25 protein-coding genes and 3 pseudogenes are annotated in these 21,023 nt (G+C 55.6%); 13 read left to right on the forward strand and 15 right to left on the reverse strand.

Annotation, left to right across the window (positions count from 1 at the left end; all coding sequences use genetic code 11):
* Positions 1-5 precede the first annotated feature (5 nt).
* From npr to ABOC21_RS02155, 11 genes are all read right to left on the reverse strand, one after another.
* Positions 6-278, reverse strand: a complete 273-nt coding sequence (gene npr / locus ABOC21_RS02105; protein WP_041147423.1) for a PTS phosphocarrier protein NPr — start codon at positions 276-278, stop codon at positions 6-8.
* Positions 275-1,129, reverse strand: a complete 855-nt coding sequence (rapZ, locus tag ABOC21_RS02110; RefSeq protein WP_004868172.1) for an RNase adapter RapZ — start codon at positions 1,127-1,129, stop codon at positions 275-277. Before rapZ ends, npr begins: the two co-directional genes overlap by 4 nt.
* A gap of 45 nt (positions 1,130-1,174) precedes the next feature.
* Positions 1,175-1,663, reverse strand: coding sequence for a PTS IIA-like nitrogen regulatory protein PtsN (gene ptsN / locus ABOC21_RS02115; RefSeq protein WP_041147421.1), 489 nt, complete (start codon positions 1,661-1,663; stop codon positions 1,175-1,177).
* 73 nt (positions 1,664-1,736) lie between these two features.
* On the reverse strand, positions 1,737-2,024 hold the full coding sequence (gene hpf / locus ABOC21_RS02120) for a ribosome hibernation promoting factor (protein ID WP_123756302.1): 288 nt from the start codon (positions 2,022-2,024) through the stop codon (positions 1,737-1,739).
* A gap of 22 nt (positions 2,025-2,046) precedes the next feature.
* On the reverse strand, positions 2,047-3,480 hold the full coding sequence (gene rpoN / locus ABOC21_RS02125) for an RNA polymerase factor sigma-54 (protein ID WP_426812278.1): 1,434 nt from the start codon (positions 3,478-3,480) through the stop codon (positions 2,047-2,049).
* Between the two features lie 47 nt (positions 3,481-3,527).
* The gene (gene lptB / locus ABOC21_RS02130) at positions 3,528-4,253 is read right to left on the reverse strand and encodes an LPS export ABC transporter ATP-binding protein (RefSeq protein WP_045856575.1); all 726 of its coding nucleotides are present in this window, start codon (positions 4,251-4,253) and stop codon (positions 3,528-3,530) included.
* Between the two features lie 6 nt (positions 4,254-4,259).
* Positions 4,260-4,805 carry a lipopolysaccharide ABC transporter substrate-binding protein LptA gene (gene lptA / locus ABOC21_RS02135; protein ID WP_426812279.1) on the reverse strand — a complete coding sequence of 182 codons (546 nt, stop codon included), beginning with the start codon at positions 4,803-4,805 and terminating at the stop codon, positions 4,260-4,262.
* Complete coding sequence (gene lptC / locus ABOC21_RS02140) at positions 4,774-5,349, reverse strand: LPS export ABC transporter periplasmic protein LptC (protein ID WP_426812280.1); 576 nt, start codon at positions 5,347-5,349, stop codon at positions 4,774-4,776. The genes lptA and lptC overlap by 32 nt, the downstream gene beginning before the upstream one ends.
* A complete protein-coding gene (gene kdsC, locus ABOC21_RS02145) occupies positions 5,346-5,912 on the reverse strand; it encodes a 3-deoxy-manno-octulosonate-8-phosphatase KdsC (RefSeq protein ID WP_426812281.1) in 567 nt (188 codons plus the stop codon). The genes lptC and kdsC overlap by 4 nt, the downstream gene beginning before the upstream one ends.
* 14 nt (positions 5,913-5,926) lie before the next feature.
* Entirely contained in the window at positions 5,927-6,931 is a 1,005-nt protein-coding gene (kdsD, locus tag ABOC21_RS02150) for an arabinose-5-phosphate isomerase KdsD (RefSeq protein WP_426812282.1), read from the reverse strand.
* On the reverse strand, positions 6,928-7,905 hold the full coding sequence (locus tag ABOC21_RS02155) for a calcium/sodium antiporter (RefSeq protein ID WP_426812283.1): 978 nt from the start codon (positions 7,903-7,905) through the stop codon (positions 6,928-6,930). The genes kdsD and ABOC21_RS02155 overlap by 4 nt, the downstream gene beginning before the upstream one ends.
* A gap of 209 nt (positions 7,906-8,114) precedes the next feature.
* Here ABOC21_RS02155 and mlaF point away from each other — a divergent pair, with 209 nt between their 5' ends.
* From mlaF to murA, 7 genes and pseudogenes are all read left to right on the forward strand, one after another.
* Positions 8,115-8,927, forward strand: coding sequence for a phospholipid ABC transporter ATP-binding protein MlaF (mlaF, locus tag ABOC21_RS02160; protein WP_095099923.1), 813 nt, complete (start codon positions 8,115-8,117; stop codon positions 8,925-8,927).
* A 7-nt stretch (positions 8,928-8,934) separates the two neighbouring features.
* Positions 8,935-9,717, forward strand: a complete 783-nt coding sequence (gene mlaE / locus ABOC21_RS02165; protein ID WP_426812284.1) for a lipid asymmetry maintenance ABC transporter permease subunit MlaE — start codon at positions 8,935-8,937, stop codon at positions 9,715-9,717.
* A 4-nt stretch (positions 9,718-9,721) separates the two neighbouring features.
* Positions 9,722-10,273: an outer membrane lipid asymmetry maintenance protein MlaD gene (mlaD, locus tag ABOC21_RS02170; RefSeq protein ID WP_426812285.1), complete on the forward strand. Its 552-nt coding sequence runs from the start codon at positions 9,722-9,724 to the stop codon at positions 10,271-10,273.
* Positions 10,274-10,290: 17 nt separating this feature from the next.
* Positions 10,291-10,927, forward strand: a pseudogene (gene mlaC / locus ABOC21_RS02175) (phospholipid-binding protein MlaC).
* A complete protein-coding gene (mlaB, locus tag ABOC21_RS02180) occupies positions 10,927-11,217 on the forward strand; it encodes a lipid asymmetry maintenance protein MlaB (RefSeq protein ID WP_426812286.1) in 291 nt (96 codons plus the stop codon). The pseudogene mlaC and the gene mlaB overlap by 1 nt, the downstream one beginning before the upstream one ends.
* Positions 11,218-11,353: 136 nt before the next feature.
* Entirely contained in the window at positions 11,354-11,608 is a 255-nt protein-coding gene (gene ibaG, locus ABOC21_RS02185) for a BolA family iron metabolism protein IbaG (protein ID WP_041147411.1), read from the forward strand.
* 54 nt (positions 11,609-11,662) lie between these two features.
* Complete coding sequence (gene murA / locus ABOC21_RS02190; protein ID WP_426812287.1) at positions 11,663-12,922, forward strand: UDP-N-acetylglucosamine 1-carboxyvinyltransferase; 1,260 nt, start codon at positions 11,663-11,665, stop codon at positions 12,920-12,922.
* A 62-nt stretch (positions 12,923-12,984) separates the two neighbouring features.
* Here murA and sfsB read toward each other — a convergent pair whose 3' ends face one another.
* Both sfsB and ispB read right to left on the reverse strand, forming a co-directional pair.
* Positions 12,985-13,257: a DNA-binding transcriptional regulator SfsB gene (gene sfsB, locus ABOC21_RS02195; protein WP_426812288.1), complete on the reverse strand. Its 273-nt coding sequence runs from the start codon at positions 13,255-13,257 to the stop codon at positions 12,985-12,987.
* A gap of 199 nt (positions 13,258-13,456) precedes the next feature.
* Positions 13,457-14,428 carry an octaprenyl diphosphate synthase gene (gene ispB / locus ABOC21_RS02200; protein WP_426812289.1) on the reverse strand — a complete coding sequence of 324 codons (972 nt, stop codon included), beginning with the start codon at positions 14,426-14,428 and terminating at the stop codon, positions 13,457-13,459.
* A 260-nt stretch (positions 14,429-14,688) separates the two neighbouring features.
* On the opposite strand from ispB, the gene rplU reads away from it, so the two are divergent.
* The 4 genes and pseudogenes from rplU to cgtA all read left to right on the forward strand — a co-directional run bounded on the left by rplU (position 14,689) and on the right by cgtA (position 17,533).
* Positions 14,689-15,000 (forward strand): 50S ribosomal protein L21, encoded by a 312-nt coding sequence (gene rplU, locus ABOC21_RS02205; protein WP_041147407.1) that lies wholly within the window; start codon positions 14,689-14,691, stop codon positions 14,998-15,000.
* 19 nt (positions 15,001-15,019) lie between these two features.
* On the forward strand, positions 15,020-15,277 hold the full coding sequence (gene rpmA / locus ABOC21_RS02210; protein WP_007673187.1) for a 50S ribosomal protein L27: 258 nt from the start codon (positions 15,020-15,022) through the stop codon (positions 15,275-15,277).
* 95 nt (positions 15,278-15,372) lie between these two features.
* Positions 15,373-16,339: pseudogene (locus ABOC21_RS02215) on the forward strand (DMT family transporter).
* 15 nt (positions 16,340-16,354) lie between these two features.
* Positions 16,355-17,533 carry an Obg family GTPase CgtA gene (gene cgtA, locus ABOC21_RS02220; RefSeq protein ID WP_426812290.1) on the forward strand — a complete coding sequence of 393 codons (1,179 nt, stop codon included), beginning with the start codon at positions 16,355-16,357 and terminating at the stop codon, positions 17,531-17,533.
* 95 nt (positions 17,534-17,628) lie between these two features.
* On the opposite strand, the pseudogene dacB reads toward cgtA, so the two are convergent.
* Positions 17,629-19,063: pseudogene (gene dacB, locus ABOC21_RS02225) on the reverse strand (serine-type D-Ala-D-Ala carboxypeptidase).
* A 235-nt stretch (positions 19,064-19,298) separates the two neighbouring features.
* Here dacB and greA point away from each other — a divergent pair.
* Entirely contained in the window at positions 19,299-19,775 is a 477-nt protein-coding gene (gene greA, locus ABOC21_RS02230) for a transcription elongation factor GreA (protein WP_426812291.1), read from the forward strand.
* Between the two features lie 152 nt (positions 19,776-19,927).
* Here the strand turns inward: greA and yhbY are convergent, their stop codons facing one another.
* The gene (gene yhbY / locus ABOC21_RS02235; protein WP_095099897.1) at positions 19,928-20,221 is read right to left on the reverse strand and encodes a ribosome assembly RNA-binding protein YhbY; all 294 of its coding nucleotides are present in this window, start codon (positions 20,219-20,221) and stop codon (positions 19,928-19,930) included.
* 124 nt (positions 20,222-20,345) lie between these two features.
* Here yhbY and rlmE point away from each other — a divergent pair, with 124 nt between their 5' ends.
* Entirely contained in the window at positions 20,346-20,975 is a 630-nt protein-coding gene (rlmE, locus tag ABOC21_RS02240; protein ID WP_095099894.1) for a 23S rRNA (uridine(2552)-2'-O)-methyltransferase RlmE, read from the forward strand.
* The last annotated feature ends 48 nt before the right edge of the window (positions 20,976-21,023 follow it).

A 21,023-nucleotide genomic window follows, 5' to 3' on the forward strand; every position in this document is an offset into this window, starting at 1 on the left:
CGGCGCTAGTCTTCGTCAAAACCGGCGTTAAACAGCGCAATAACCGCGGCCAGCGCTTCGACTTCCTGCGGACCGCTGGCCTCAATCTCAATTTGCCGACCCTTCGCGGAGTCGAGCATCAGCAGAGCAATCACGCTATTGGCTTCCGCCTCCGTGCCTTCATCGTTGCGCAGCAGCACTTCAGCATCAAAATTTTGCATCAGCTCGAACAGCTTCATCGCCGGGCGCGCGTGCATGCCCAGCTTATTGGTGATTTCAACGCTCTGCTTTACGGTCATGATTTGCGTTTTTCCAGCGTCCGGTGACGCGACTGCACGTTCTTACCGCGCGAGCGGAAGTAGTCAGCCAGTTGTTCGGCGATATAGACCGAACGATGTTTACCGCCGGTACAACCGATAGCGACCGTCAGATAGCTGCGGTTATTGGTCTCCAGCATGGGTAACCATAGCTCAAGATAGCTGCGGGTCTGGTAAATAAAGTTGTGAACTTCCGTGTGCCGGTCAAGGAAGGCGGCAACGGGCTTATCGAGGCCGGTCATCGGACGCAGCTTGGGATCCCAGTGCGGGTTCGGCAGGAAGCGCACGTCGAAGACGTAATCGGCATCGATCGGAATGCCGTGCTTAAAGCCAAAGGACTCAAAGACCATAGTGAGCTCGCGTTCGCGTTTGCCCAACAGGCGCGTACGCAGCATTTCTGCCAGCTCGTGCACCGACATTTCTGAGGTGTCGACGATCAGGTCGGCGCGGGAGCGTAGCGGCTCCAGCAGCGCGCTCTCTTCGTCTATAGCGCTCTCAAGGGACAGGTTTTTGCTCGAAAGCGGATGCAGGCGGCGTGTGTCGCTGTAGCGACGAATCAACGTATTGCGATCGGCATCAAGGAACAGCAGCTGAGGAGAAAACGCCTCAGGCAGGTTCTTCATCGCCTGTTCAAAGATTTCCGGCGACTCCGGCATGTTGCGCACGTCGATGCTGACGGCGGCGGAAATGTTTCTGTCGGCCAGCGATCTCGCCAGTTCGGGCAGCAGCACTACCGGCAGGTTATCTACGCAGTAGAAGCCCATATCTTCCAGCGCCCGCAGGGCGACGGATTTCCCCGATCCTGAGCGGCCGCTGACGATCATCAGTACCATGTACCGTTTCTCCTCAGTACGATAAAGGGGAGGCCATCGCTCCCGTTATGCGTCATCGCTGCTTCCCGCTTCGGTGATAATCTCATACAGTTCTTCGTCGCTTTGCGCGGCGCGCAGGCGACGGCAAATCGTTTTATCCGCCAGCCGTTTTGCCACCAGCGACAGCGTATGCAGATGGGTTTTTGTCTGATCGGCCGGCACCAGAAGCGCAAACAGCAGATCGACGGGCTGGTTGTCGATCGCATCAAAGGCGATCGGCGTTTCCAGCTGCACAAAAACGCCAACGGCGCGCAGCGTATCCTCTTCAAGCTTACCGTGCGGAATGGCGATGCCGTTGCCAATTCCGGTACTGCCCATTTTCTCACGGGTGAGGATCGCTTCGAATACCACCTGGGACGGCAGACCTAGCTGCTTTGCCGCCAGCTCGCTGATGATCTCCAGCGCGCGCTTCTTGCTCTGGCAGTGCACCTGGCTACGGGTACATTCCTGGTTAAGGACATTGCTCAGTTGTAGAGCTGAATCGTTGTTCATCATAATTTCACCTGAGCTCGCTCTCTGCCAGCTGCCGACACTATCCGGCGGCTGGCAGGGGCGATCGCCCGGACAATTAGTGTTGTTTTAGTTTATCTTTATGTTTTGTTAACTGTCGTGCCAGCTTATCGATGAGGCCATCGATAGCGGCATACATATCCTGCCCTTCCGCACTGGCATGGATTTCGCCACCGTTGACATGCAGATTGGCGTCCGCAATTTGCGTCACCTTCTCTACTTTTAACACAATATAGACCTGATTGATCCTGTCGAAAAACTGCTCCAGCTTGCTGAACTTCGCGTTGACGAAGTCGCGCAGGGCCGGGGTGATTTCGACGTTGTGTCCTGTAATGTTGAGCTGCATAGTGTCTTCCTTATCGGTTGGGTCACACCAGCTGCTTACGCTGGTTAGACGGCGGAATGGATAAAGACTCTCGGTACTTAGCGACGGTGCGGCGCGCCACCATGATACCCTGTTCGGACAGAATGGTGGTGAGCTTGCTGTCACTCAACGGCTTCGCGGGGTTCTCCGCGGCGATTAACTTCTTCACCAGGGCGCGAATTGCGGTCGACGATGCCTCGCCGCCGCCTTCGGTATTCACGTGGCTGGAGAAGAAATACTTCAGTTCAAAAATTCCGCGCGGGCTGTGCAGGTACTTTTGCGTGGTAACGCGGGAAATTGTCGATTCATGCATTTCGACGGCCTGAGCGATATCCGCCAGCACCATCGGTTTCATAAACTCCTCGCCCTGTTCAAAGAAGGCCTGCTGCTGTTCGACGATGCAGCGGCTGACGCGCAGCAGCGTATCGTTGCGGCTTTCCAGGCTTTTTATCAGCCAGCGGGCTTCCTGCAGGTTACTGCGGATAAACTGGCTATCAGCGTCGTTACGCGTGCTGTTGCCCATTGCGGCGTAGTGCTGGTTGATTTTCAGGCGCGGGATGCTATCGGAATTGAGCTCTACCACCCAGCGATTGCTGACCTTGCGCACCAGCACATCGGGGATCACGTATTCCGGTTCACTGGTTTGGATCGATTGACCCGGGCGCGGATCTAACGACTGGATCAGATTAACCGCTTCTTTCAGCACCTCCTCTTTCAGCCGCGTAACGCGCATCAGAGAGCGAAAGTCGTGATTGGCGAGCAGGTCGAGATGATCGCTGATGATAAGCCGGGCCTCTTCCAGCCACGGCGTCTCTTTGGCGTATTGTGATAGCTGAACCAGCAGGCAGTCGCGCAGATCTTTTGCCGCCACGCCAACCGGGTCGAAACGCTGAATGCGCTTGAGTACCGCTTCCACTTCTTCGAGACCGATTTCGTCATCGTCGATGCTCTCGACAATATCTTCCAGGCTAATAGTGAGGTAGCCGGTGTCATCAACGGCATCGACGATCGAGGTGGCGATCGCGCGGTCGGTATCGGTGAACGGCGTCAGCTCCACCTGCCACATCAGGTAATCCTGCAGGCTTTGGGTCGTTTCGCCTTGATAGATAGGCAGCTCGTCGTCCTGATAATCGACGCCGTTGCCCGACGGCGTGCCGGCGGTGTAGATCTCATCCCAGCTGGCGTCGAGCGGCAGCTCCTCCGGCATATCTTTTTGTTCAAGAGCGTCGACGGTATCCAGCGATTCGCGGTCCTCGACCTCTTTGGTTTCTACCTCATCGTGAAGATCGGTTTGCTCAAGCAATGGATTACTCTCCAGCGCCTGCTGGAGTTCCTGCTGGAGTTCTAACGTGGACAGCTGCAGCAAACGAATGGCCTGCTGCAGTTGCGGCGTCATGGCAAGCTGTTGGCTTAGCCTTAATTGCAAACCTTGCTTCATATTCAGGGCTAATATCTCCGGCTAAAACGTCTGTAACTTCTACCCTATCAGAGTCTGAAGTCTTCCCCAAGATACACGCGCTTAACCTGCTCGTCTTCAAGGATTTGCTGCGGGGTGCCGTGAGCAATGAGATGCCCCTGGCTGACGATATAAGCCCGTTCGCAGACCGCCAGGGTTTCCCTGACGTTATGGTCGGTGATCAGCACGCCAAGACCGCTGTCGCGCAGATGCTCAATGATGCGTTTGATATCGATAACCGAAATGGGGTCAACGCCGGCAAAGGGTTCATCCAGAAGGATAAATTTAGGGTTGGCGGCCAGCGCGCGGGCAATTTCAACGCGGCGGCGTTCGCCGCCGGAAAGCGCCTGACCGAGGCTGTCGCGCAGATGCTCGATATGAAACTCTTCCATCAGCTCTTTCGCGCGATCGTCGCGCTGTTCGCTGCTCAGATCGTCACGGATCTGCAGCACCGCCATCAGGTTGTCGTAGACGCTCAGGCGACGGAAAATCGAGGCCTCCTGCGGCAGGTAGCCAATACCCCGGCGCGCGCGGGCGTGCAGCGGCAGCAGGCTGATATCCTCATCGTCGATGATAATATTGCCGGCGTCGCGCGGGACAATGCCGACCACCATGTAGAAGGTGGTGGTTTTGCCGGCGCCGTTCGGGCCGAGCAGGCCGACAATCTCACCGGAGTTGACGGTCAGACTGACGTCTTCCACCACGCGGCGGCCTTTATAAGCTTTGGCGAGATTCTTTGCAGTTAATGTTGCCATAACGAATTACTTACCTTTCTTTGGCTGAGCGGTGCCTTTGTCCTGCAGCTGCGAAGGAACCAGAACCGTAGTCACGCGCCCGCCTTTGTTGCTGAACGCCTGCATTTTCTGCTCTTTCACCAGATAGGTGATTTTGTCGCCCTGGATATTGCTATCGATCTGTTCCAGATGCGCATTGCCGGTCAGCACGACGAAGTCATTTTGCAGTTCATAATGCATTTTCGACGCGCGGCCTTTAACCGGTTTGCCGTTATCCTGCATCTGGAAGAAGGTTGCCGGATTGCCGTAGCCGTCGATCACCTCTTTACCTCTCTCGCCGCCGGGACGCGTGACCACGACCTTGTCGGCATTGATCTTGATAGTGCCTTGGGTCACGACGACATTACCGGTAAAGGTGACAACATTGCCCTGCATATCCAGCGACTGCTGATCGGATTCGATGTGAATCGGCTGATCGGTATCACCGGTCTTTGCCAGTGCCGGCAGGCTGACGGCCAGTATGGCGCTGGCGAGCGCAATCTTAAGGCTGAGTTTGTTTGTTCTGAATTTCATAAGAGGTTCTAACCTTTTCAATCAGCTCGGCATTTTTGCTGCGCAGGTTGCCGCGCATTTTTAGGCCACTGGAATTAAATGTTGTCCCGTACAACGTTACCATGTCATCGGAGGTAACATCCTGCGTCACCAGGTTTATCTGGGCGTTATCCGTCGTAATTTTGCGCAGTTGAGAGTCAGGGCTTAGCGCATTCACCTCAACGTGCCCATAAAGATACAGCATACGATCTTTGGTCAGCCTGGCTTTGTCCGCTTTGATTGACCAGCTTGGGACTTTGTTGGTATCAAAGGTGGTCATCACCGGCTGAGTGAACCACGACAGCTCCTGCGCAGAAAAATACGCGACGTGTTCGGCGATAAGACGATAGTTAAGCGCCCCCTCCGGACTGTAAACGACGGTATCGGTATGCTCGCTGGTATAGGTTGGGTCATCAGGATTGACCTCCTGCTGAGCGCTATCGTCAGTACCCGCCAGGTTAAGGCCGATCAGGATCAGCGCGACCAGCGACAGTAAAATGATAACCCAACGTCTGGTTTTACTCATATTGATTGCCCTTTGGCCTCATCCAGCTTGCCCTGCGCCAATAGTAACAAATCGCAGACCTCGCGTACCGCTCCGCGCCCGCCGTTGATGCGGGTAACATAGTCTGCGCGTGGAAGCAGCAGCGGGTGCGCATCCGCTACGGCAACGCTTAAGCCTGTCTCAGCCATTACCGGCCAGTCGATCAGGTCATCGCCAATATAGGCCACTTCGTCCGCACGGACCGCCAGCTTGCTTAATAGCTCACGGAAGGCCAGCAGCTTATCGGACTGCCCCTGATACAGATGCGTAATGCCTAACGTCTGACAGCGATCTTCTACCAGTTTAGCGTTTCGCCCGGTAATAATCGCCACTTCAATACCTGAAGTCAGCGCGCAGCGGATCCCGTAACCATCGCGGACGTTGAACGCCTTTAGCTCTTCGCCGTTATTGCCCATATAGATAAGACCGTCGGAAAGGACGCCGTCAACGTCGAGGATCAGTAAACGGATCTTCGCCGCGCGCTGGAGAAATTCAGGGCTTACCGGTCCGTAGCAGGTCGCCAGCAGAGCATCAGCATTATTCATTATTTTATCCTTACTTACACTACGCCTGCGCGCAGGAGATCGTGCATATGTACCACACCCAACAGACGGTCGCCATCGGCAACTAATACGCAGGTGATATGACGGGCTTGCATCAGATTTAGCGCATCGACCGCCAGGGTGCCGGGGCGGATGCGAATCCCGCCCGGCGTCATGACCTCGGCGATGCCGGCATTACGCATATCGACCCCGGAATCGAACACCCGGCGCAGATCGCCGTCGGTGAAAATACCGATGATGTTCATCCGATCGTCGCAGACCGCGGTCATGCCTAAATTTTTACGCGTGATTTCCAGCAGCGCGTCGCGCAGCGTCGCCTGCAGAGTAACGTGCGGGATTTCATCGCCGGTGTGCATGATATCATTGACCCGCAGCAGCAGCTTGCGGCCCAGCGCGCCGCCGGGGTGCGACAGGGCGAAATCTTCGGCGGTAAAGCCGCGCGCTTCCAGCAGCGCGACCGCCAGCGCATCGCCCATCACCAGCGCCGCGGTGGTGCTTGACGTCGGGGCCAGGCCCAGCGGACAGGCTTCTTTCAGCACCTTCACGGACAGATGGATATCCGCCGCGCGCGCCATGCTGCTTTCCACACGGCTGGTCATGCAGATCAGCGGCACCCGCTGCCGTTTAAGCACCGGGATCAGCGCTAATATTTCGTTCGACTCGCCGGAGTTCGACAGGGCGATAATCACGTCCTGTGGCGTGACCATGCCTAAATCGCCGTGGGCCGCCTCACCGGGATGAACGAAGAACGACGGCGTACCGGTGCTGGCGAAGGTGGCCGCCATTTTACGCCCGATGTGCCCGGACTTGCCCATCCCCATGACCACCACTTTGCCGGCGCAGCGGAAAATCGTTTCGCAGGCGCGCGTAAAATCTTCATTAATGTATTGATCGAGCTGAGCCAGACCTTCACGTTCAATTTCCAGCACCTCGCGGCCTGCCCGTTGAAAGTCAAAATCCGTTGGCAAATCTGTTTGCGACATAATGGTATCCCGATTCATTCACCAAAGAGCGGTGCTGCCCAGTACAGCATCGCCAACCAAACCACAAAACCGCCGACCAGCAGCGCCCCGGCGAGCCGGCCGGGCTGCCGCTTACGGCGCCAGCACAGCAGGGCGAAAACGACGCTGACCAGCATCATGACGGCATAGTCGCGCGTAAACGCTTCCGGGGCGAAGGATCCCGGCGCGATCAGCGCCGGCAGCCCGAGAACCAGCACAATATTCAGGATATTGGCGCCAATGATATTCCCGATGGCAATATCATCTTCCCCTTTACGCGCGCCAGCAATCGCCGTTGCCAGCTCCGGCAGGCTGGTGCCGATGGCGACCACCGTGAGGCCGACGGTCAGTTCGCTGATGGCGAAGTAGTTCGCCAGCACGGTCGCATTATCCACCACCATGCGGGTCGCCATCGGCATAACAATCAGCGCTACCCCCAGCCACAGCAGGGCGACGGGAAGCGATCCTTCTCGCGGCAGCTCCGCAATTTGTTCCCGGGTCAGGCTATCATTACCCTGACGCTCGGCGATGCGGGCTATTTTTACCGTGAACAGCAGCCACAGTATGGCTAGCGCCAGTAAAAAAAGACCGTCCATGCGCGAGAGCTGGCCGTCGTACAGGACAAAGCTCGCGAGCAGGCTGACCAGCAACATTAGCGGCAGTTCGCGGCGCAGGATATCAGAATGTACGGTAAATGGATGGAGTAAGGCGGCGAGGCCAAGAATTAATAAGATATTGGTGATGTTGGAACCGATCGCCGTGCCGATGGCCAGATCGGTCTGCCCGTGCAGGGAGGCGGCCGCGGAGACGATGATTTCGGGTAGGCTGGTGCCGATGCTTACCACCGTCATACCAATAATAAGCGGCGGGATCCCTATCATGCGGCACAGTATTGAAGCGGCGTAGACCAGACGATCGGCGCTGTAGACCACCAGCAGTAAACCAATTATTAACAGAGCCGTCGCTAAGAGCATCTAAAGTCCTTTCTTCAGGTATAATCGTCGCCTCGCTGATCGTCCGTACGCAGCGTAACGAATTCTTAATTTTGACTTTATGTTTGTCAAAAGTAAAACAAATGCCAGCTTTCGCTAACCCGTGCAGGTAAGATTCTGTAAAAATGTTGGGTTTATGGTGAAAGAAAGCACCATGCTTAGCCTGAGGGATGTTTTGTAAGGATGATTTTATGAGCCAAACTCTGGCGAATTTAGTCGAAGTACGCGGTATCAGCTTCTCTCGGGGCGATCGCGCGATCTTTGATGATATCTCGCTGTCGGTACCGCGCGGTAAGATCACGGCGATCATGGGGCCATCGGGAATCGGTAAAACGACCCTGCTGCGCCTGATCGGCGGTCAGATCCCACCGGACAGCGGCGAGATCCTGTTTGATGGCGAAAACGTGCCGCAGATGTCGCGTTCGCGCCTGTATACCGTACGTAAGCGCATGAGCATGCTGTTTCAGTCCGGCGCGCTGTTCACCGATATGAACGTCTTTAATAACGTGGCCTATCCGCTGCGTGAGCATACGCATCTGCCCGAAGCGCTGCTGCATACCACCGTGATGATGAAGCTTGAGGCCGTTGGCCTGCGCGGAGCGGCAATGCTGATGCCTTCTGAGCTATCCGGCGGTATGGCGCGCCGCGCAGCTCTGGCAAGGGCTATCGCGCTGGAGCCGGATCTCATCATGTTCGACGAGCCGTTTGTCGGCCAGGATCCCATCACCATGGGCGTGCTGGTGAAGCTGATTTCTGAACTCAACAGCACCCTCGGCGTGACCTGCATCGTGGTATCGCACGACGTACCGGAAGTGCTCAGTATTGCGGACTACGCATATATTGTCGCCGATAAGAAAATCGTCGCCCACGGCAGCGCCCGCTCGCTGCGGGAAAATGCCGACCCTCGGGTTCGTCAGTTTATTGATGGCATCGCCGACGGCCCGGTGCCGTTCCGCTATCCGGCAGGCGACTATCAGCATGATTTATTAGGCATAGGGAGTTAAACGACTGATGCTGCTAAATATGCTGGCATCGCTCGGGCATCGGGGGATTAAAACCACCGCGGCTTTTGGGCGTGCCGGGTTAATGCTTTTCAACGCCGTTGTCGGCAAGCCGGAGTTTCGCAAGCACGCGCCGCTGCTGGTGCGCCAGCTGTACAACGTTGGCGTGCTGTCGATGCTGATCATCATCGTGTCGGGGCTGTTCATCGGCATGGTGCTCGGCCTGCAGGGGTATCTGGTATTGACCACCTACAGCGCAGAAACCAGTCTTGGTATGCTGGTGGCGCTGTCTCTGCTGCGCGAGCTGGGGCCGGTGGTTGCCGCGCTGCTGTTCGCCGGGCGCGCCGGTTCGGCTCTGACCGCCGAAATAGGGCTGATGCGAGCGACCGAGCAGCTTTCGAGCATGGAGATGATGGCCGTCGATCCGCTGCGTCGCGTAATATCGCCGCGCTTCTGGGCTGGCGTTATCTCACTGCCGCTGCTGACGGTTATTTTCGTCGCGGTGGGGGTCTGGGGCGGTTCGCTGGTTGGCGTTAACTGGAAAGGTATCGACGGCGGCTTCTTCTGGACCGCGATGCAAAATGCCGTCGACTGGCGAATGGATCTGGTTAACTGCCTGATTAAGAGTCTGGTTTTCGCCATTACGGTGACATGGGTGGCGTTATTTAACGGTTATGACGCCATCCCCACTTCCGCAGGGATTAGCCGGGCAACGACGCGCACCGTGGTGCATTCGTCGCTGGCGGTTCTGGGGCTGGATTTTGTGCTGACTGCGCTGATGTTTGGGAATTGAGTTCATGCAAACGAAAAAAAGTGAAATCTGGGTAGGCGTATTTTTACTGGCGGCGCTGCTGGCGGCGCTGTTTGTATGCCTGAAGGCTGCGAACGTGACCTCGCTGCGGACCGAGCCGACGTATCGTCTTTACGCGACGTTCGACAATATCGGCGGTCTGAAGGCGCGGTCGCCGGTGCGCATTGGCGGCGTGGTCGTCGGCCGGGTGGCGGACATTACCCTCGATCCGAAAACGTACCTGCCGCGGGTGGCCATCGATATCGATGAGCGCTACAACCATATCCCTGACTCCAGCTCGCTGGCCATTCGTACTTCAGGCCTGCTGGGCGAGCAGTATCTGGCGCTGAATATGGGGTTTGAAGACCCGGAGCTGGGGACATCTATCCTTAAGGATGGTGGGACGATTCAGGACACCAAATCTGCCATGGTGCTGGAAGATCTGATTGGCCAGTTCCTTTACAACAGTAAAGGCAGCGACAATAAGAATTCTGGCGATGATCCGGCCGCCCAGGAAAGCCATACTGACGCAGCGCAGCCTGCCGCAACGACGCACTAATTCAGGAGAGACCCGATATGTTTAAACGCTTACTGATGATCGCCATGCTGGCGATTGCGCCATTGACTGCTGCGACCGCAGCGGATCAGTCCAATCCGTACAAGCTGATGAATGAAGCCGCGCAGAAAACCTTCGACCGCCTGAAAAACGAGCAGCCGAAGATTCAGGCTAACCCGAACTATCTGCGCGAAATCGTCGACCAGGAGCTGATGCCGTACGTGCAGGTGAAGTATGCCGGCGCGCTGGTGCTGGGCCGCTATTACAAAGATGCGACCCCGGCACAGCGTGAGGCCTATTTTACCGCCTTCCGCGAATATCTGAAGCAGGCATACGGCCAGGCGCTGGCGCTGTACCACGGTCAGACCTATCAAATCGCGCCGGAGCAGCCGCTGGGCGATGCGACTATCGTGCCTATCCGCGTGACGATAGTCGATCCTAACGGTCGTCCGCCGGTGCGCCTGGACTTCCAGTGGCGTAAAAACACCCAGACCGGCAACTGGCAGGCTTACGATATGATTGCCGAAGGGGTGAGCATGATCACCACCAAGCAGAACGAATGGAGCGATCTGCTGCGTACTAAAGGCGTTGACGGCCTGACCGCGCAGGCTGAAATCGATCTCCGCGCAGCCGATCACCCTGGAACAGAAAAAATAATGAGCGGGCAGCCGAGCTGGAGCCGCAGCGGCGACCGCCTGGCGCTGCAGGGGGAGCTGGACCAGGATCTGCTGGTCCCGCTCTGGGAAGAGCGTGCGCAGGCGACCGAAGGCGTATCGACGATCGACCTGAACGCGGTCACCCGGGTCGATACCGCGGGCCTGGCGCTACTGGTGCATTTCGTGGCGCTGATTCGTCGTCAGGGCAGAGAGGCACAGCTGATCGGCAAGAGCGATAATTTGCAAACGTTGGTCGGTCTTTACAACCTTCCCGTCGATATGATCCCATAATTTTTCAGAGTGTTACCACTGGCGTTATCCGCAAAGCCTCATCAATATTTTCGATGGGGCTTTTTGCTTGTTTAAGACCGCGTCACTTTCCTCTAAGATGTTGGGCTATTTTCACTACCAGATAAAATTTGAACCCATGGAAAATCATGAAATTCAGACCGTGCTGATGAACGCACTCTCCCTCCAGGAAGTCCACGTCTCTGGCGATGGCAGTCACTTTCAGGTTATTGCTGTGGGCGAGCTGTTCGACGGCATGAGCCGGGTGAAGAAGCAGCAGACTATCTACGCCCCGCTGATGGAATATATTGCCGACAACCGCATCCATGCTCTGTCGATCAAGGCGTATACCCCGCAGGAGTGGGCTCGCGATCGCAAGCTAAATGGCTTTTAAGCTGTAGGGATGCTCCCTGCAGCGTATATGAATTCTTAACAGAGAACAGAATCAATGGATAAATTCCGTGTTCAGGGTCCGACCCGTCTCCAGGGCGAAGTCACCATCTCCGGTGCGAAAAACGCAGCTCTGCCGATCCTCTTTGCCGCACTGCTGGCAGACGAGCCGGTTGAGATCCAGAATGTACCGAAGCTGAAAGATATCGATACCACGATGAAGCTGCTGAGCCAGCTCGGCGCTAAAGTTGAGCGTAACGGTTCCGTATGGATTGATGCCGGCCCGGTTGACGTCTTCTGTGCTCCGTATGATTTGGTCAAAACCATGCGCGCCTCTATTTGGGCGCTGGGGCCGCTGGTGGCGCGTTTTGGCCAGGGCCAGGTTTCACTGCCGGGCGGCTGTGCGATCGGCGCCCGTCCGGTTGACCTGCATATTACCGGCCTGGAGCAGCTGGGTGCCGAGATCAAGCTGGAAGAGGGCTACGTCAAGGCATCGGTCAATGGACGCCTCAAGGGCGCGCATATCGTCATGGATAAGGTCAGCGTTGGCGCGACCGTCACCATTATGAGCGCCGCGACGCTGGCGGAAGGCACCACCGTTATCGAAAACGCCGCGCGTGAGCCGGAAATCGTCGATACCGCCAACTTCCTCGTTGCGCTGGGCGCGAAAATTAAGGGCCAGGGTTCTGACCGCATTACCATTGAGGGCGTAGAGCGTCTGGGCGGCGGCGTATACCGCGTTCTGCCGGACCGCATCGAAACCGGGACCTTCCTGGTCGCAGCGGCAATCTCCGGCGGTAAAATCGTCTGCCGCAATGCGCAGCCCGATACCCTCGATGCCGTGCTGGCCAAGCTGCGCGAGGCGGGCGCCGATATTGAGACCGGTGAAGACTGGATTAGCCTTGATATGCACGGCAATCGTCCGAAAGCGGTCAACGTACGTACCGCGCCGCACCCGGGGTTCCCGACTGACATGCAGGCGCAGTTTACGCTGCTAAACCTGGTGGCGGAAGGCACCGGCGTAATCACTGAGACCATTTTCGAAAACCGCTTTATGCACATTCCGGAACTGATCCGTATGGGCGCACACGCGGAAATTGAAAGCAATACGGCGATCTGCCACGGCGTGTCGCAGCTCTCCGGTGCTCAGGTGATGGCAACCGACCTGCGCGCATCGGCGAGCCTGGTACTGGCGGGCTGTATTGCAGAAGGCACCACGATTGTCGATCGTATCTATCACATCGACCGCGGATACGAGCGCATTGAAGATAAGCTGCAGGCGCTGGGCGCGAATATTGAACGCGTAAAAGGCGAGTAAATAAATCTGCTGTAGCAGCCCTCTGACCTCCGTCCGGGGGCTGCATCCTGTATTACCTCGACTCACTTCTCACTTTTCTTTTGGCGTATCATCTGCGTCCTGTCGATAAACCGATGGCTAATCGGGTCATGGTAGCGTGATGGCCAAATAGTCCAGGGCGTGGTTCCCAGCGCGTTAGCAATAATCAGTTCGCCTTTCGGCCACGGCCGGGTTAGCGCATTGGCCAGGGTAGAGGAACTCAAACCGTTACGTCGTGACTCCGCTGCCAGCGACGTTCCTTTTTTGCGTAATCCGGCGATAATATCGGCCGGGTGCCAATCGATGAACTTATCCATAAATTCTCCTGGTGGTAAGATTCCAGATCGCCCCAAGCGGACGACAGGCTCACTATACCCCTGGTTTATTAAGGTTCTAACAAGTTCCAGTAAATGGTTCGAATATTCAGAATTCATCAAGGTTAAGAGGGGTATTTAATGAGGGGGGGATTTTTACTGGAACTTTCCCGCGCGAGGCGCGGGAAGGGCGCAAGAGAGATTAACGATCGCGCTGTACGGCGATGTGCGCAAGGCCGATGAGCGCTTCGCGCCACGGCGAGTCGGGTAAAACCTGAAGCGCGACAATCGCCTTATCGGCTTCTTCTTCCGCGCGTTTTTGCGTCCATTCCAGCGAACCACAGGCTGCCATTGCCTCGAGGACTGCCGCCAACAGGTGACGACCGTTACCCTGCTCGATGGCGCCTCGAATCATCGCGGACTGCTCAGCAGTACCGTGGCGCATTGCATGCAGCAGCGGTAGAGTAGGTTTACCTTCGTTCAGGTCATCGCCCACGTTTTTACCAAGACGCTCGCCGTCGGAGCTATAGTCCAGCAAATCATCGATCAGCTGGAAAGCGGTGCCCAGGTAGCGGCCATAGTCCTGTAATGCCCGCTCCTCTTCCTCGGTACAGCCGGCCAGAATCCCGGAGCACTGGGCGGCAGCCTCGAACAGTCGGGCCGTTTTGCTGTAAATCACCCGCATGTAGTTTTCTTCCGTGATGTCCGGGTCGTTAACGTTCATCAGCTGCAGGACTTCGCCTTCGGCAATGACGTTAACGGCTTTCGACATGACCTCCAGCACCTTCAGCGAACCGAGGCTGGTCATCATCTGGAAAGAGCGGGTATAGATAAAATCACCAACCAGTACGCTGGCTGCGTTGCCAAAAGCCGCATTGGCCGTGGCTTTACCACGACGCATATCCGACTCATCAACGACATCATCATGAAGCAGGGTCGCGGTATGGATAAATTCGATCAGCGCGGCAATGGTGACGTGCGAATTCCCCTGGTAACCGACGGCGCGCGCCGCGAGGACTGCGATCATCGGGCGAATACGTTTACCGCCTCCGCTGACGATGTAATAGCCTAACTGATTGATAAGCTGAACATCTGAGTCGAGTTGCTCAAGGATTGCCGCATTGACACCCGCCATATCTTGCGCGGTTAACTCATTGATTTTTTCTAAATTCATCGCAAAAGCCGGGCCACATGTCCTGCTACCGCGAATCCAGGTGGGTTCACAGCAGGATTAAGATAGAATTAAAAGAAGCTATGATTGTACTGAAAAAATGGCATAGATAAACGTTAGCGTGAAAGTTGTGTTTTTTTTCTGCGTTGAGCGACGATCGCTCTTGTCAAAGGCTCGCCTTTTGCGTAATATTCGCGCCCTATTGTGAATATTTATAGCGCACTCTAAATCACATTAAGAGGTGCGCGGAAGCGGAGTTTTATATGTACGCGGTTTTCCAAAGTGGTGGTAAACAACACCGAGTAAGCGAAGGTCAGACCATTCGCCTGGAAAAGCTGGACATCGCAACTGGCGAAGCTGTTGAGTTCGCTGAAGTGCTGATGGTCGCAAACGGTGAAGAAATCAAGATCGGCGTTCCTTTCGTTGAGGGCGGCGTCATCAAAGCTGAAGTTGTTGCTCACGGTCGTGGCGAGAAAGTTAAAATCGTTAAGTTTCGTCGTCGTAAACACTACCGTAAGCAGCAGGGCCATCGTCAGTGGTTCACTGATGTGAAAATTACTGGCATCAGCGCCTAAGACCTGAGGAGAGATTTAAATGGCACATAAAAAGGCTGGCGGCTCAACTCGTAACGGTCGCGACTCAGAAGCTAAACGCCTGGGCGTTAAGCGTTTCGGTGGCGAAACCGTTCTGGCGGGTAGCATCATCGTTCGTCAGCGTGGCACCAAATTCCACGCTGGTAACAACGTAGGTTGCGGTCGTGACCACACTCTGTTTGCTAAAGCAGACGGTAAAGTGAAATTTGAAGTTAAAGGCCCGAACAACCGTAAATATATCAGCATCGTTGCTGAGTAAGGTTTTCGAGGTCCGGTAACGGATTAAAGCCCCGCAACGTGTTGCGGGGCTTTTTACATTAGAAGTCCGGAAAATTTTCCGCAGGTAAAACGGGCATGAAGCAGCAGGCCGGCATAGGTATTGTTTTGGCGCTCACCACCGCAATGTGCTGGGGTGCGCTGCCCATCGCAATGAAGCAGGTTCTGGAAGTGATGGAGCCGCCAACGGTGGTGTTCTATCGCTTTTTAATGGCGAGTATTGGCCTCGGGTTGATCCTGGCGATTAAAGGCAAGCTGCCGCCGCTGCGTATTTTCCGCAAGCCTCGCTGGCTCATCGTACTGGCTATTGCGACGGGCGGTCTGTTTGGCAACTTCGTGCTGTTCAGTTCATCGTTGCAATATCTAAGCCCGACGGCCTCGCAGGTGATTGGCCAGCTGTCTCCTGTCGGCATGATGGTCGCCAGCGTCTTCATCCTTAAGGAGAAGATGCGCGGGACCCAGATTATCGGCGCGATAATGCTGCTCTGCGGGCTGGTGATGTTTTTCAATACCAGCCTGATAGAGATTTTTACCCGTCTTACGGATTACACCTGGGGCGTGATCTTTGGCGTGGCGGCAGCGACGGTGTGGGTGAGCTACGGCGTCGCGCAAAAGGTATTATTGCGTCGTCTGGCGTCACAGCAAATTCTGTTTTTGCTGTACACTTTATGTACGATTGCATTGCTGCCGCTGGCAAAGCCGGGTGTGATATCCCAGCTAAGCGACTGGCAGTCTGGCGTGCCTGATCTTTTGTGGTTTGAACACGCTGGTAGGTTATGGCGCACTCGCGGAAGCGATGGCGCGCTGGCAGGCAGCGCAGGTGAGCGCTTTGATTACGCTAACTCCGCTGTTTACGCTGTTATTTTCAGATTTATTATCAATTGCCTGGCCCGATTTCTTCGTCAAACCGATGTTAAACCTGTTGGGTTATCTCGGTGCGTTTGTCGTGGTTGCGGGCGCGATGTTTTCCGCCATTGGTCATCGTCTTTGGGGACGCTGGCGTAAAAATGAAGCGGTTGTAGTAGTCCCCCGCTCAGGCGAATGATTTACGGAGAGTAAAATGAAGTTTGTTGATGAAGCAACGATCCTGGTCGTAGCAGGTGATGGCGGCAACGGTTGCGTGAGCTTCCGCCGTGAAAAATATATTCCGAGAGGCGGCCCTGACGGCGGCGACGGCGGCGATGGCGGCGACGTGTGGCTGGAAGCGGACGAGAACCTGAACACCCTGATCGACTACCGTTTTGAGAAAGCTTTTCGCGCTGAACGTGGGCAGAACGGGCAAAGCCGCGACTGTACCGGTAAGCGCGGTAAAGACGTCTCGGTGAAGGTACCCGTAGGGACCCGCGTTATCGATCAGGGCACCGGAGAGACCATGGGCGATATGACCAAACACGGTCAGCGGCTGATGGTCGCTAAAGGCGGCTGGCACGGCCTGGGCAACACCCGCTTCAAATCGTCCGTCAACCGTACCCCGCGTCAGAAAACGATGGGTACGCCGGGCGACAAGCGCGATCTGCAGCTTGAGCTGATGCTGCTGGCAGACGTTGGGATGCTGGGGATGCCGAATGCCGGTAAATCTACCTTCATTCGCGCCGTTTCTGCAGCGAAGCCGAAAGTCGCCGATTATCCGTTCACCACGCTGGTTCCTAGTCTCGGCGTGGTACGTATGGATAACGAGAAGAGCTTCGTCGTGGCGGATATTCCAGGGCTGATTGAAGGCGCCGCTGAAGGCGCAGGCCTCGGTATTCGCTTCCTCAAGCACCTTGAGCGCTGCCGCGTGTTGCTGCACCTCATCGATATTGAGCCGATCGATGGCTCCGATCCGGTAGAGAATGCGCGCGTTATCATCGGTGAGCTGGAAAAATACAGTGAGGATCTGGCGTCGAAGCCACGCTGGCTGGTCTTCAACAAGATCGACCTGATGGATAAAGAGCAAGCCGAAGCGAAGGCCAAAGCCATCGCCGAAGCGCTGGGCTGGGATGATAAATTCTACCTGATTTCTGCGGCGAGCCAGCAGGGCGTGAAAGACCTATGCTGGGACGTGATGACCTTTATCATCGAAAACCCCATCGTGCACGCGCAGGAAGATAAGCCGGCTGAAAAAGTCGAGTTTATGTGGGATGACTACCATCGCGAGCAGCTCGAAAGCGCTGAGCTCGAAGTGGAAGATGACGAAGACTGGGATGACGACTGGGACGAAGACGACGAAGAAGGCGTTGAGTTTATCTACAAGCGTTAATTCCGGTTTGCGCCCGTTCCCCGCGGCGTAATGCCGGGCGGGGATCATCTTCGGGTAGAACGCAAAGGGCCGCATCTGATGCGGCCCTTTTGTATTTAGTTGTTTTGGTACAAGTCCTTATACAGCCGGCTCTCGAAGCGCACCAGCGGAATTCGACGATTGCGCTGATCGGCTGGCGGTACCGCATAGCCGGACAGATACTGCACGAAGGCGACTTTCTGCCCGCTGGCGGTGGTGATGAAGCCCGCCAGATTATAGACCCCCTGCAGGGAGCCGGTCTTCGCGGAAACTTTACCATCAACGCCCGCCTGATGCAGGCCAGCACGATACTGCAGCGACCCGTCATGGCCGGCGAGCGGCAGCATCGAAATGAAGTTGAGCTCATTATCGTGCTGGGCAATATATTGCAGCACCTGCATCATCGTGGCGGGGGCAATCAGGTTGTGCCGCGACAGGCCGGAACCGTCGGCGATAATCGTATTGCCCAGGTCGACGCCGGCCTGCTGGCGCAGGATTTGGCGTACCGCATCGGAACCCGCGCGCCAGGTGCCCGGCACGCCGAGACGCGCGTGGCCAATGGTGCGGAATACGGTATCGGCAATCATGTTGTCTGATTTTTTCAGCATGATGCGCAGGAGATCGTGCAGCGGCGCCGACTGGATGGTCGCCAGCACGGTCCCCGGATCGTTGGCCAGGGTTTGGCGCAGCAGGGTCCCACTGTAGGTGATGCCGGCCTGGGTCAATTCAGACTTCAGAATCACCCCGGCATAGCTGGCGCCGTCCTGAATGGCAAAAGCCAGCGGCAGCGGTTCGCTACGCTGCGGCAGACAGCCGGTCAGGGTGTAGCGGTTAAGATCGCCGGGAACCACGTCGAGCTCGCAGTACTGGGCTTCCGCAGAGCCGCGGGCCAGCGTGCGGACCTGGCTGAACATGGTGACCGGGTAGTACGAAGCGACGCGAATAAACGCCAGATCGCCGGGTTTCTGCGCGCTGTACAGCGAGATCGAGAAGCAGTTACGATCGACGATCGCCGCCGCCGGCGGGGCGCTAAAGCACTGCGTCAAATCGTTCCACGGCCAGCCCGGCGCTTTGTCATGGCTGGCGAAGACCGATGTATCGATCAGGACGTTCCCTTCGATCCGCTGGACGCCGGCCTTCTTGAGCGTGGCCACCATATTGCGTATATCCTGCCGCCTGAGCGTAGGATCGCCGCCAAAACGGGCAATCAGGTCACCTTTCAGCACGCCGCCGTCGAGGGTGCCTTTGGTTTCCAGAGTGGTGGTAAAACGAAAGTCCGGCCCCAGGCTGGAGCAGGGCGGCCAGCGCGGTGATCACCTTCTGAGTACTGGCCGGTAGCGCCATTTGCTGGCTGTGAAAGTCTATCTCCGGTGTCGGGGAGCCAACCTTTTGCGCCATAAAGGCGAGGTTGGCGCCCGCAGGAAGCTGATTGATGTACTCGTCAATGTTCGCCGCCTGAGCGCTAAGCGCAATGCCGGCAGTCAATCCGATGATAAATCTGGAAAATCGCATAATCTCGCGCTAACAACCTGAAACCAAGCCGTCATACTACGGTGCAACGCCCTGTAAAGTAAACGATGACCCATAGTGAACTTCAGGGTAAAATACGTATCAAATTGAAAATTGCTGCTGACCTGGGGAATGTTTCCCGGGTCGGTTTTCTTTTTGCTCCTGTCCTGCTTTTTGCCTGGCAGGTTGCGGAACGGTGATATCCGTTCCATGAAGGAATGATAAAGAGGTATAACAAATGCAAGCTATTCCGATGACCTTACGTGGCGCTGAAAAACTACGCGAAGAGCTGGATTTTCTGAAATCCGTACGTCGCCCTGAAATCATTGCCGCCATCGCCGAAGCCCGTGAGCATGGCGATCTCAAAGAGAACGCTGAGTATCATGCGGCCCGCGAACAGCAGGGTTTCTGTGAAGGTCGTATTAAAGATATTGAGGCCAAGCTGTCCAATGCGCAGGTTATCGATATCACCAAAATGCCGAACAACGGCCGCGTGATTTTTGGTTCGACGGTGAGCGTTCTGAACGTCGATACCGACGAAGAACAGTCTTATCGCATCGTCGGCGACGACGAAGCGGATTTTAAGCAGAATCTTATCTCCGTGAACTCCCCGATCGCTCGCGGGCTGATCGGTAAAGAACAGGATGATGTGGTGACAATCCGCACGCCAGGCGGTGAAGTTGAATACGAAATTATCAAGGTTGAGTACCTTTAATTCGCATTTCCCGCTACGCTGTTGATGGATTGTAAAGAAAGGAAAAAGGCCGCATAGCGGCCTTTTATCAACGTCCGGAGCATGGCATTTTGCTCGTCTACCCGCAGAAATCCCTCGTTTTACACAATGTTGTGTCGGGATTCAGGATATTCTTAGCGTGGCAGCGAGATTTTACGCTCTTTAGATGGGCGATACAGGACCAGCGTTTTGCCGATGACCTGTACGTTACAGGCGCCGGTTTCGCGTACGATAGCTTCCACGATCAGGGTTTTAGTCTCGCGGTCTTCCGAGGCGATTTTCACCTTGATGAGCTCATGGTGCTCTAACGCTTGTTCGATCTCGGCCAGTACCCCTTCGGTCAAACCATTATTGCCAAGCATAACTACCGGCTTGAGCGGATGTGCCAGACCTTTCAGGTGCTGTTTTTGTTTAGTACTCAGATTCATCGTATTTTTTTGCTTACGTTGGGATTGAAAACGGTTCATTCTACCGCCATCTCCCATATATCGCCAAACTACAGTGTCGATTTTTACGTCGCAAAGTATGATGAACCCGAAACGGGAATGTTAAATGACAGGTAAAAAGCGTTCTGCCAGTTCCAGCCGCTGGCTTCAGGAACACTTTAGCGATAAATATGTTCTCCAGGCGCAGAAAAAGGGGTTACGTTCCCGAGCCTGGTTTAAACTTGATGAAATACAGCAAAGTGACAAGATTTTTAAACCGGGGATGACGATTGTTGACCTCGGTGCTGCACCCGGAGGCTGGTCGCAATATGCGGTCACGCAGATCGGCAACAGCGGCCGCATCATCGCTTGCGATCTTTTACCGATGGATCCAATCGTTGGTGTGGACTTCCTTCAGGGCGACTTTCGTGATGAATTAGTCCTGAAAGCGTTACTTGAGCGCGTAGGTGACAGTAAAGTACAAGTTGTCATGTCCGATATGGCGCCAAACATGTGCGGAACGCCGGCGGTGGATATCCCCCGGGCCATGTATTTGGTGGAGCTGGCGCTTGGAATGGCTCGTGATGTATTAGCGCCAGGTGGTAGTTTTGTAGTTAAGGTGTTCCAGGGCGAAGGCTTCGATGAGTATCTAAGAGAAATTCGCTCCCTGTTTACGAAGGTCAAAGTTCGTAAGCCGGACTCTTCCCGTGCTCGTTCGCGTGAAGTGTACATTGTAGCGACCGGGCGTAAACCATAACCGGTAGATTTCAAACGAAAGTTTGAAAGAAACTGGATATAGAGTATC

This window comes from Klebsiella sp. WOUb02 (assembly GCF_050058015.1).
Taxonomy (GTDB): domain Bacteria; phylum Pseudomonadota; class Gammaproteobacteria; order Enterobacterales; family Enterobacteriaceae; genus Klebsiella.